Origin of the sequence: Pseudomonas sp. NPDC089392 (genome assembly GCF_044749595.1) — a bacterium.
Lineage (GTDB): Bacteria > Pseudomonadota > Gammaproteobacteria > Pseudomonadales > Pseudomonadaceae > Aquipseudomonas.
In genome coordinates this window covers 84760-96475 of the sequence record NZ_JBIVIF010000015.1, presented here as the reverse complement: position 1 = coordinate 96475, position 11716 = coordinate 84760, and the positions used below count along the sequence as shown (strand labels likewise).

Annotated in this window: 11 protein-coding genes; all 11 read right to left on the bottom strand. The window is 64.9% G+C overall.

Features of this window, described 5'->3' with window-relative positions; genetic code table 11:
* Positions 1–38 precede the first annotated feature (38 nt).
* A complete protein-coding gene (cycA, locus tag ACIP1G_RS15235) occupies positions 39–1445 on the bottom strand; it encodes a D-serine/D-alanine/glycine transporter (RefSeq protein ID WP_400738363.1) in 1407 nt (468 codons plus the stop codon).
* 232 nt (positions 1446–1677) lie between these two features.
* Entirely contained in the window at positions 1678–3045 is a 1368-nt protein-coding gene (locus ACIP1G_RS15230; RefSeq protein WP_400738360.1) for a PepSY-associated TM helix domain-containing protein, read from the bottom strand.
* 58 nt (positions 3046–3103) lie between these two features.
* A complete protein-coding gene (locus tag ACIP1G_RS15225; RefSeq protein WP_400738358.1) occupies positions 3104–5170 on the bottom strand; it encodes a TonB-dependent copper receptor in 2067 nt (688 codons plus the stop codon).
* A gap of 66 nt (positions 5171–5236) precedes the next feature.
* On the bottom strand, positions 5237–5668 hold the full coding sequence (locus ACIP1G_RS15220) for a DUF2946 domain-containing protein (protein WP_400738355.1): 432 nt from the start codon (positions 5666–5668) through the stop codon (positions 5237–5239).
* Between the two features lie 22 nt (positions 5669–5690).
* Positions 5691–6176: a copper chaperone PCu(A)C gene (locus tag ACIP1G_RS15215; protein WP_400738352.1), complete on the bottom strand. Its 486-nt coding sequence runs from the start codon at positions 6174–6176 to the stop codon at positions 5691–5693.
* Between the two features lie 47 nt (positions 6177–6223).
* On the bottom strand, positions 6224–6613 hold the full coding sequence (locus ACIP1G_RS15210; protein WP_400738350.1) for a DUF2946 domain-containing protein: 390 nt from the start codon (positions 6611–6613) through the stop codon (positions 6224–6226).
* Between the two features lie 225 nt (positions 6614–6838).
* Positions 6839–7693: an SPFH domain-containing protein gene (locus ACIP1G_RS15205; RefSeq protein WP_400738347.1), complete on the bottom strand. Its 855-nt coding sequence runs from the start codon at positions 7691–7693 to the stop codon at positions 6839–6841.
* 26 nt (positions 7694–7719) lie between these two features.
* A complete protein-coding gene (locus ACIP1G_RS15200) occupies positions 7720–8157 on the bottom strand; it encodes an NfeD family protein (protein ID WP_400738345.1) in 438 nt (145 codons plus the stop codon).
* A 470-nt stretch (positions 8158–8627) separates the two neighbouring features.
* On the bottom strand, positions 8628–9419 hold the full coding sequence (locus ACIP1G_RS15195) for a cobalt-precorrin-6A reductase (RefSeq protein WP_400738342.1): 792 nt from the start codon (positions 9417–9419) through the stop codon (positions 8628–8630).
* Complete coding sequence (locus ACIP1G_RS15190) at positions 9416–10510, bottom strand: cobalt-precorrin-5B (C(1))-methyltransferase (RefSeq protein ID WP_400738340.1); 1095 nt, start codon at positions 10508–10510, stop codon at positions 9416–9418. The genes ACIP1G_RS15195 and ACIP1G_RS15190 overlap by 4 nt, the downstream gene beginning before the upstream one ends.
* Positions 10503–11714 (bottom strand): precorrin-6y C5,15-methyltransferase (decarboxylating) subunit CbiE, encoded by a 1212-nt coding sequence (gene cbiE / locus ACIP1G_RS15185; protein WP_400738337.1) that lies wholly within the window; start codon positions 11712–11714, stop codon positions 10503–10505. The genes ACIP1G_RS15190 and cbiE overlap by 8 nt, the downstream gene beginning before the upstream one ends.
* Between the last annotated feature and the right edge of the window lie 2 nt (positions 11715–11716).

The window sequence follows — 11716 nt, the reverse complement described above, 5'->3', positions numbered from 1 at the left end:
TTGTGTCGCGATGGGCTGCAGAGCAGCCCCCGAGGCCATCAGCCGTTACGCACCGCCGAGCGCGGATGACGGCGGCTACGCACGAACTGATAGGTCACCGCCAGCAACAGGAACCAGATTGGCGTCACCACCAGCGCCGAGCGGGTATCCGCCTCCAGGCTCAGCAACACCAGGATGAAGGCGAAGAACACCAAACACACGTAGCACATGAAGCGCCCGCCCGGCATCTTGTACTTCGACGCCTGGTGCAGTGCCGCGCGGTGCGTGCGGTACTTCAGGTACGACAGCAAGATCAGCGTCCAGACGAACATGAACAGCACCGCCGAAACGGTGGTGACCAGGGTGAACGCCTCGACCACGTTCGGCACCAGGTAGATCAGCACTGCACCCAGCAGCAGGCAGATACAGGAGAAATACAGGCCGTTGGCCGGTACCGAGCGGCTCGACAGTTTTTCGAAAGCACTTGGAGCATCACCTTCCTGGCTCAGGCCGTAGAGCATGCGGCTGGTAGAAAACACGCCGCTATTGGCCGACGAGGCTGCCGAAGTCAGCACCACGAAGTTGATGATGCTCGCCGCTGCCGGCAGGCCCGCCAGCACGAACAGCTCGACGAACGGGCTCTTGCCCGGTACGACGTCGCGCCATGGGGTTACCGCCATGATGGCGATCAACGCCAGTACATAGAACACGATGATGCGCACCGGGATCGAGTTGATCGCCCGCGGCAGGGTGCGCTCCGGGTTCTTTGCTTCAGCTGCAGTAGTGCCCACCAGCTCGATGCCGACGAAGGCGAACACGGCAATCTGGAAGCCTGCGAAGAAGCCCATCAGGCCGTTGGGGAACATGCCGCCGTCATTCCACAGGTTGGCCAGTTGCGCAGTGCGCCCGCTGGGCGAGGTGAAGCCGGTGATGACCATGTACAGGCCGGTGGCGACCAGGCCGAGGATGGCGACGATCTTCACCAGGGCAAACCAGAACTCCAGCTCGCCAAACATTTTCACCGTCACCAGGTTCAGCGACAGCAGCAGGCCTACGCAAGTCAGCGCCGGTATCCACTGCGGCAGGTCGGGGAACCAGAACTGCGTGTAGGCGGCGATGGCGACCACGTCGGCGATGCCGGTGACCACCCAGCAGAACCAGTAGGTCCAGCCGGTGAAGTAGCCGGCCCAGGGGCCGAGCAGGTCGGCGGAGAAGTCGATGAATGACTTGTAGTTGAGGTTGGACAGCAGCAGCTCGCCCATGGCGCGCATGACGAAGAACAGCATGAAGCCGATGACCATGTAGACGAAGATGATCGACGGCCCGGCCAGGCTGATGGTCTTGCCCGAGCCCATGAACAGGCCGGTGCCGATCGCGCCGCCGATGGCGATCAGCTGGATGTGGCGGTTGGTCAGGTTGCGTTGCAGGTGCTGCTCATCAGGTGGTGTGGGTGAGGTTTGCGTCATAGGCTGCATTCCCTTGTAAGGTCGGTCTTCTTGTCTGAGGTAGCCGGCTAGGCTAACACGCGCGTTCCGGTTCGGGGCGCGACAGATCGACTCTACATTTGGGTAGCAGTGTTTTGCCTGTACCGGCCTCTTCGCGGGTGAACCCGCTCCTACACCGACCGCGCATAACCTGTGGTTGCGCGGCCTTTGTAGGAGCGGGTTCACCCGCGAAGAGGCCGGTACAGGTCAAACCTTAGGCGCTTGCCAGCACCCGTCGCCGTCTCACCACCAAACTATCCACCACCCACATCACCACCATCGACACCCCCACCAGCGGGAACATCACCCCCAGCACCAGCATCACCCCTACCGCCGTCTTCCAGCGCGGCAAGTCATGGCGCAGCGGCGGCACGCCCAGCCCACCCTCAGGCCGGCGCTTCCACCACATCACCAGCCCGCTCACCGAGCCCAGCAGAATCATCAGGCACACCAGCAGGATGATGATCTGGTTGAACGCGCCGAACATCTTGCCTTCATGCAGCATCACCCCCAGCTCGGTGGCGCGGGCGACCGGGCTGTAGTCCTGCCAACGCACATCGGCCAGCACCTTGCCGGTGTACTGGTCGACATGCAGGGTGGCGTCGTTGCGCGGGTCGTCGGCGAACACGGCAATGGTGAACACCCCGTCTGCGGTGGTGGGCAGGGTGATGCTGTAGCCCGGCTCGACCTGGCGCGCGGTGGCGATGTCTTCGACCTGCTGCACGCTCACCTGCGGCGCTGCGGGCGCGGCCGACATCATGTGGTGCCCGGCATGTTCGGCGTGTGCGCCGGACTGCGGCATCGGCGTGTTTTCCAGCGCCCAGGGTACGGTCTGGCGGTGTGCGCTGTTCAGCTCGCCCGCCTGCTGGTCCGACTTGGGCACGTCGTTCCACATGGCCGCCGGGAAGCGGTTCCACAAATCGGCGTACTGCTTGCCCCACATGCCGGTCCAGGTCATGCCGCTGACCAGCATCAGCAACAGCAAGGCCGAACCCCAGAAGCCGGTTACCGCGTGCAGGTCGCGCCACATCAGCCGGCCGCGTGCCGACAGCCGTGGCCACAACACACCCGCGCCATTGCGCCCGCGTGGCCACCACAAGTACAGGCCCGACACCACCAGTACGATGCCCCAGCCCGCAGCCAGTTCCACCAGGCGGTCACCCACCGTGCCAACCATCAGTTCGCCATGCAGGGCACGGGCGATGGCCTGCAGGTTCTGCTTGCCGTCCTGCGCGCCCAGCACCTTGCCGCTGTACGGGTCGACGAACACGTTCAGTTCGCGCCCGCCGTCATGCACCACGAACTGCGCGCTGCGCTCGGCGTTCAGCGGCGGCAGGTACTGGCCGACGTGCCCCTTGGGGTAGGCCTGCCTTACTTCTGCCAGCAGCGCATCCGCGCCCTGTCGATGGTGGCCCGCTTCGACCACCATCAGGTCGCGGTACAGCAGCGGGTCGAGCTGCGGCTTGAACAGGTAGATGATCCCGGTGATTGCCAGCAGGATCATGAACGGGGCCACGAACAGCCCCGCATAGAAGTGCCAACGCCAGGCCAGGTTGTAGAAGTTGATGCGTGTTCCTCTCATGGGAACCTCCTGTTTGACCAGCTGATGGGCGCAACCGCAGCTGCGCCCGTTGTTGTTGTCAGAAGCTGAAATCGACCTTGGTCCAGAAGGTCCTGCCTGGCTCGTTGACCGGCTGTGGATCGCTTGCCGGGTAACCGAACCCGGCGTTCCCGGCCAGGTTCAAGTGCTCGGCGTAGGTTTTGTCGAACAGGTTGTCGACCCCTGCGCTGAGCTTGAGGTTGTTGTTCACCTTGTAGGCACCGTTAAGCGAGAACACGCCGAAGCCGGCGCTCTTGGCGTAGTCCTTGCCAACCACGTTGCCCTGGTTCTCGGCAATGCGGTTCTGCGCCGCCACCAGCCGCCACAGGGCGCCGACGCTCCACACGTCGCGGCTGTAGGTCAGGCCCAGGCGGCTTTCCAGGGGTGGCATTTGCGGTAGCGCTTTGCCATCACTGCTGTTCTTGCCCCAAGCGTAGGCCAGCGTTGCGTCGGCCTTCCAGTTTTCAGTCAGCAAGTAGGCGGCGCCCAGTTCGCCACCCATGATGCGGGCGTCGATGTTCTGCGCCTGCGAGGTGCTCATGCCCATCATGCCGGTGCGGTAGTCGAACAGGATGTAGTCGCGGATCTGCCCGACATAGCCCGAGGCCCAGGCTTCCAGGCGCTCGGTGCGGTACTGGATGCCGAAGTCGAGCTGGGTGGTCTTCTCTGGCTTGATGCCGTCAAAGGCATTGGCCGCACTGGGTGGTGCCAGCTTGGGCGAGAACAGCTCCCAGTAGTCGGGGAAGCGCTGGGCATGGCCGAGGCCAATGTAGGTAGTGGCCGGGATGGCTGCCAGGTCGTGCTCGTAGCGCACGAAGCCGCTGGGCAGGGTGTCGGCGCGGGTGTCGCCTTCGGTGGCGCTGCCCTGGCGGAAGTCGCGGGCCGAAGCGCGGTCCAGGCGGGCGCCGGTAATCAGCCGGTCTTCGCCACTCATGTACCAGGTCAGTTCGCTGAAGGCGCCGTAGTTGTGGAAGTCGGCATCCTTGGTCCAGGCCTGGCCCTTGTGCGCGTCCACGCCCATGCCGCCACGCTGGCGATGTTCGTTGGTTTGCGCGTCGATGCCGCTGATCAGCTGCACGTCGGCCCAGCGCCAGGTGGCCTTGATGCGTGCGCCCAAGGTGCGGCGGTCGACGTTGCTGACCATCGGCATGCCCATCATGCCGCTGCCCGACGGCGTGCGCAGGCTGTAGTTGTCCATCACATGGTCGGCGTAGTTGTAGTAGACCTGCGCCTCGACCTTGTCCAGCACCTCGCCTAGGTTGGACTTTTCAAAGCGCAGGCCCAGGCTTTCGCGCTTGAACTGCGAGCCGTCCATGCCGCGCCCGGCATAGCGGGCCTCGCCATCACCCTTGCCGGCGGTGAGCTCCAGCAGGGTGTCTTGATCGGGCGTCCAGCCCAGGGCAACGTCGCCGTTCCACTTGTCCCAGCGCGACGGCACGGTGTCGTTGTTGCCGTCGTGGTAGTCATCCGAGCGTGACTGGTTGCCGACGAAGCGGGCATAGGCCTGGCTGTTGCCGGCAGCGGCGTCCAGCACCTTGTCGAAACGGCCGTTGGAACCGGCCAGCAGGCTGGCGTTGACCCGGCTGCCGAGGGTGCCGAACTTTTCCGGTTCGCGCTCGAAGAGGATGGTGCCTGCCGAGCCGCCAGGGCCCCAGATCACGCTTTGCGGGCCCTTGATCACGGTCAGGCGGTCGTAGGTTTCCGGCGAAATGTAGGACGTAGGGGCGTCCATGCGGTTGGGGCAGGCGCCGAGCATCAGGCCGCCGTTGGTGAGGATGTTCAGGCGCGAGCCAAACATGCCGCGCAGGACCGGGTCGCCATTGGTGCCGCCGGCGCGGATCGCCGAAAAGCCGGGAATGGTCTTCAGGTAGTCGGCGCCGTCGCTGGCCGGCACTGGCTGGCGCGGGTCTTTCGGGTTGGTGACCACGGTCAGTGGCGAACTCGGGGCCACGGCGGTAATCACCGTCGGGCTCAGCTCGGGTGCAGCGTGCGCATGGCCTTCATGGCCAGGGTCGGCGGCCAGGGCCACGGGCGCGAACAGCGAGCCGCAGACGGCGGCGAGGGTCCCACGCAGGGACAGGGCAGAAACAGGGGTGCAGCTGGACATAGTGATTCCAGTCGATCAGTCATGAGTAAGCGCGAAGCCTCCTGGCTCCGTGCGCAAAATGTGGGTTCAGACGTTGATCGAGGACGGCGGGGCGCGGCTGCGGGCACCGGGGAATACAGCCTGCCGGGCATGGCCCTGGTGCGTTGACGCAAGCAGGTGGGTGGTGGGGATGACGCTGCCGACGCTGAGCGGGCTGAGGGCCTGGGGCAGGGCGGGGCAGTTGAACAACAGGCTGCAGTAACCGCACTTTTCCCACATCACATGCAACTGGCCATCGCCGCCGTGGCCGTGATGTGCGTCGTTGCCATGCTGATGGGGAGCCGCCATCGGCATGTCCATCGGCATGCTCATGCCGGCGTGGTGGTCCATCGGCATCGACTGGGAAATCAGCGGGCCGATGAAGATCATCCACATGGCGAACAGGCTCAGCCATCCGCCACCGGCGCGCCTGCGGTCAGGGCGGGTAGTACGGCTGAGGCTGTTGCGCGGCAGGCTCATGGCGAGTGCCTGTCAGCAGGTGTCAGTGCGCGTGTTCGTGGGCTTGCGGCTGGTCCGTTGGCGGCTGCTTCTGCACGGCCACTTCGACGGTAACGTCGCCGGCCTTTTCGAAGTGCAGGGTCAACGGGAAGCGCTTGCCGTCGACGAGCAGGCTGCGGTCCTTGGGCTGCATCAGCATCACGTGGTAGGCGCTGGGGGCGAAGGTCAGGTCCTTGCCGGCGGGCACCACCGCGCTGGGCACCTGCTGCATCTTCATGGCGCCGCTGGCACTCATGGCGTGCTCGTGCAGTTGTGCATCGTCAGTGATGGGGCTGTCGACGCTGAGCAGGCGGTCATCGGCCTGGCCGTTGTTGTGCACCACGAAATACGCCGCCACGTTGGGCGCGTTGGGTGGCAGCTGCAGCGACCAGGGGTGGGCTATATGCAGGTCACCCACGCTGTATTCGTGGGCATTGGCAAAGGCGCCGGGCAGCAGCAGGGCGGCCATGACGAGGGCGTGCTTGAGCATGGTGAATCTCCGTTTCTGTTCAGGTTCAGGCAGACAGCGTGATGAACTCAGGCCAGCGGAGAGGCACGGGGGTTTAACGCAGGCCAGAGTTGGCGCGGCGTGGGTTGGTAATCAGCAGGTGGCGGCAACAGCCCGGCAAGCAGTGTCGGTGGGTTGTGCAACTGCGGCGGGTAGACGGGCAGGGCCAGCAGTGGTGCGGTGCCGGAGCAGCACCAGCAGTTCGTCATGCCGGCGCTGTCGTCACTTTGCGGGCCGAGGTCGATCTTGGCCAGGGCCTGCACATCGACCTTGGCCTTGTTGGCCATGCTGGAACAGAAAGCCCCCCACAGCAGCTGCTCGGCCGGGCCCTTGGGCGCGGCAGAAGACAGCGGCATGGCCAGCAGGTTGAACAGCACTGCTAGGCAGGCTATCCAGGCAATGTGCCGACGTGGGGGCATGGAGAGATCCGGTCAGGAATCGTGGTGGGTATTGTAAGGCCGAGTATAGGTAAAAATGGCGGGGTGCGGTGAAGTGACGCAGGTCGGGGTGGCTTTGGGGGCTGCTTTGCAGCCCTATCGCGACACAAGGCCGCTCCTACAGGGGATCGCGCCATGGCCAGCATGCGCGGTCCTTGTAGGAGCGGCCTTGTGTCGCGATAGGGGCGCGAAGCGCCCCCGGCATTCTCAAGCCTTGTTACGCCCCATCAGCCCACGCACGGTCTCCTGCAAATCCGCCGGCAACACCACCACCTTGGCATTGTTGCTCCCGGCCAGGTTCTCCATCGCCCCGACATAGCGCTCACCCAGCAGATACATCGCCGGCACGGTCTCGTTGCCCACCGCTTCCTTCACCAGCGAAATCGCCCGCGCCGAAGCCTCGGCCAGGCTGATCTGCGCCTCGGCATCCAGCCTGGCCGCCTGCAGGCGCGCCTCTGCTTCAAGGATTGCCGCCTGCTTGGCCCCTTCGGCACGGGTCACATCGGCCTTGCGCTCACGCTCGGCGGCGGCCTGGCGCTCCATGGCCAGTTGCATGTTTTCCGATGGCTTGATGTCCTGGATTTCCACCGAGCGTACGGTCACGCCCCAGTCTTCGGTCTGCTCGGACATCGCCTCACGCAGGCGCGCCTTGATCTGTTCGCGGCTGGACAGCGCTTCGTCCAGGTCCATGGCGCCGACGATGGCACGCAGCGAGGTCATGGTCAGGCTGGTGACGGCGAACGAGAAGTTCTGCACGCCATACGAGGCTTTCTGCGGGTCGACCACTTTGGCGAAGCACAGCGCGTTGGCGACGATCACCGCGTTATCCTTGGTGATGATTTCCTGCTGCTGCACATCGAGGATGATGTCCTTGGTCGGCAGGCGATAGGCAACCACGTCCACGTAAGGAATGACAATGTTCAAGCCGGGCTTGAGCGTGGTGTTGTAACGGCCCAGGCGTTCCACGATCCATTCTTCGCCCTGAGGCACGATACGTACCCCCTTGAACACTGTGATCAGGACGAACAGGGCGATGGCGCCGACGACGATGAGGCTGGTCATGATGCAAAATTCCTTTTAGTGCGGTTTCAGGCCCGGATGACGCGGGCGGTGTTCCCCTCGATGGCGGTCAGGCGCACCCGTTCGCCGGTCGGGATTTCGCTATCGGCGACGCAGGTCCATTCTTCGTTGCCGAGGATCGGCTTCTGGAAACGCACACGGCCTTTCTGGAACTCCGAAACGCCCGAGGTCAGCAAGCCCACTTCGCCGATCACGCTGTCGGCGGTCCAGCGCACATCCGGCTGCTTGCGCCGGAACAGCTTGAACCACAGCGCTGTAGTGGCCGACGACAGCAGCACCCACAGCAGCACCTGCATGTCCAGTTGCAGGCTGGGGGCGGCCAGCGAGATAAGCGAGACCAGCACGGCACCGATGCCGAACCAGAGGATGAAGAACGTCGGCAGGAACAGTTCGAGCAGGATCAGCGCGATGCCGAACACCAGCCAGATCCACCATTGCATTTCCATATGGGTGAAACCTTCCGGGGGAGGTGGGGTAAAGCTTAATGCAGCGGTGTGGGCTAAGGCTATTAAGCTGAGGCCGAGCGGGCTGTAGGAGTGTTCTGATATTGGCGGTGCATTCCACAGGGACGGCTTGTGGCGCAGGGGAGCCTGTCGATAGGTATGCGGCGCCTATGAGATCGAGCGCCGCCCGCGCGGCGCTTCGCGGGACAAGCCCGCTCCCACATCTGTTTCGGGCCAGTCACTCCTGTGAGGTCATCGCTGTCCGCCTTGTTTGTTCTATTCGATATCGAGGGTGGGCAACTGCTCTTTATCTATCTCCAGTCATGCACCAGGGCTGCAACCCATCTTGTGCAGGAATAATTGGCCCGAAACAGATGTGGGAGCGGGCTTGTCCCGCGAAGCGCCGCGCGGGCGGCGCTCGATCTTGAAGCCGATGCAATAACTCCGGCGTACTGGGCGGAGGTTCCAATGGCCTACAGATCTTCCCGTTGTTGGTCTTTGGGTTGATCGCGAGCCATCATGAAATCAGAGCTGGCTTTGTCATTGAAAGTCTTTAGTACCGCCGTCAGTAACACCGGAGAATCGAACTCGCGGTCTACATCCGGTAAAGTCGGACGTTTCAATATCAGTACCGGAATTTCAAGCTCCCGAGCCACTTCCAGTTTCGGTTCGGTCGCCACGCTACCGCTGTTCTTGCTGATCAGCACATCAATACCCCGCTGAACAAAAAGGCTGCGCTCATCTTCAATATTGAATGGGCCGCGAGCCCCGATAATTTCACAGCGTGAGTTGCCAGCGTATGCCTCCAGCGCCCGCAAGGTCCAGAACTGCTCCGGCGGAATCTCGTCCAGATGTTGCAGCGGCTCTCGTCCCAGCGTGAACAGCGGCCTGTGGAACGGCTTGAGCGCGTCGACCAACCTCGCCCAGTCCTCGACTTCGCGCCAGTCGTCCCCCGCTTGCGCCTGCCAGGCCGGGCGGCGCAAGGCCCAGCACGGAATACCAGCAATCCGTGCAGCGCTGGCAGCATTGCGGCTGATTTGTGCGGCATACGGATGGGTCGCGTCGACCAGCAGGGTGATGCCCGCCTCGCGCAGGTAGCTGGCCAGGCCCTCGGCGCCACCAAAACCGCCGACCCGTACCTGGCATTGCAGGTCCTGCGGCACGCGGCCGATACCGGCCAGGCTGTAGACATGTTGCGGGCCAAGGCGGCGGGCGATGGCCAGGGCTTCGGTGACGCCACCCAACAGCAGGATACGGGCAGTCATTGCACGCCTGCCTTGCCGACGATGCCGCCTTGGCGGTCGATGGCGAACACTTCCACCTGCACTTGCGCGGGCACTACGCTGCGGGCAAAGGCCAGGGCGTGGGCACATACCGCGTCGCCCAGGGCGATGCCGGCTGCATGCGCCAGGGCCAGGGCCTGCTGGCTGGTGTTGGCGCCGATGATGGCGGCCTGCAGGGCTTCGTCGGCGCCGATGTCTGCCCCCCAGCCGGCCAGTTGCGGCAGGTCGATGCTGGAGTGGCGGCTGTGCAGGTCCATGTGCCCGGCGGCCAGTTTGCTGATCTTGCCGAAGCCGCCGCACAGGCTCAGGCGCGGCACCGGCACCTTGCGCAGGTGCTTGAGCACCGCGCCGACGAAATCACCCATTTCGATCAGGGCGATTTCCGGCAGGCCGTAGACCCGGCGCATGGTGTCCTCGCTGGCGTTGCCGGTGCACGCGGCAATGTGCATGTAGCCGTTGGTATGGGCCACGTCGATGCCTTGGTGGATCGAGGCGATATAGGCCGCGCAGGAAAACGGCCGCACGATGCCGCTGGTGCCGAGGATCGACAGCCCGCCAAGGATGCCCAGGCGCGGGTTCATGGTCTTCAGCGCCAGCTGCTCGCCACCCTGCACATTGACCGTGACCTCGAAGCCGCCGGCGTAGCCGCACTCGCCGGCCAGGCGTTGCAGGTGCTCGCTGATCATGCGCCGTGGTACCGGGTTGATGGCCGGTTCACCCACGGCCAGCACCAGACCTGGGCGTGTAACGGTGCCGACACCCTGGCCGGCGACGAAGCGGATACCGGGCTCGCCCTGCAGGCGTACCTGACTGTAGAGCAGGGCGCCGTGGGTCACGTCCGGGTCGTCACCGGCGTCCTTGAGCGTGCCGGCTTCGGCGCTTGCGCCAGCCAGGCGACAGAACTCCAGGCGCATCTGCACCACCTTGCCCTTGGGCAGGGTGATATCCACGGCATCGTCACGCTGCCCGGTGAGCAGCAGTTTGGCCGCCGCCAGGCTGGTGGCGGTGGCGCAGCTGCCGGTGGTCAGGCCGCTGCGCAGGGGCGCGGGTTGTTCGTGGGTTTCTTCACGCATCGGCGGGCTTCACCACTTCCAGCAGGGTGATCGGCAGCGCCTGGCGCCAGGTGTCGAACGCGCCCAAGGGCTGGGCATGGGCGACATGGATGCGGGTCAGCTCGCCACCGTGCTGCTCGCGAAAATGCGCCAAGGCCAGTTCGCTTTGCAGGGTCACCGCGTTGGCTACCAGCCGGCCGCCGGGGCGCAGGTTTGCCCAGCACCGGTCGAGCACGCCTTCGCGGGTGACGCCGCCGCCGATGAAGATTGCATCGGGTTGCTCCAGGCCTTCCAGCGCTGCCGGTGCCTTGCCGCGGACCAGTTGCAGGCCAGGTACACCCAGCGCATCGCGGTTATGTTCGATGAAGCCCTGGCGGCCTTCGTCAGCTTCAATGGCCAGGGCGCGGCAGGCTGGGTGGGCGCGCATCCACTCGATGCCGATCGAGCCGCAGCCGGCGCCCACGTCCCACAGCAGCTCGCCAGGTTGTGGTGCCAGACGCGCCAAGGTGATGGCGCGGACATCGCGCTTGGTCAGCTGGCCGTCGTGGCGCAAGGCGCTGTCTGGCAGGCCGGCGAGCCGGTGCAGGCGTGGGGCGTCGAGCGCGGCCAGGCATTCGATGGCTACCAGATTGAGTGCGGCGATATCGGCGTGCGGCCAGTCCTGGGCGGTGCCGGCCAACTCACGCTCCTCTTCGCCACCCAGGTGTTCCAATACCCGCAGGCGGCTTGGCCCGAAGCCTCGTTCGCGCAGTAGCGCGGCAATTGCCGCCGGGCTGTCGCCATCGTTGCTCAGCACCAGCAGGCGTATGCCGCTGTACAGGTGTGCATTGAGCGCTGCCAAGGGGCGGGCCACCAGCGACACCACCTGCACGTCCTGCAGCGGCCAGCCCAGGCGGGCAGCGGCCAGGGCGCAGGAGGAGGGCATCGACAGCACGCGCATTTCCTGCGCAGGCACCTGGCGCGCCAGGCTGGCGCCAACGCCGTAGAACATCGGGTCGCCGCTGGCCAGCACGCACACCGGTTCGCCACGCAGGGCCAGTACCGGGGTTAGCGAGAACGGGCTGGGCCAGGCCAGCTGTTCAGCGGTTATGCAGCGTGGCAGCAAGGCCAGCTGGCGTGGGCTGCCGACGATCTTCGCAGCGCTCAGCAGGGCGCGCCGGGCTTGTTTGCCCAGGCCAGGGAAGCCGTCTTCGCCGATGCCTATTACTGTCAGCCAGGGGGTCATGT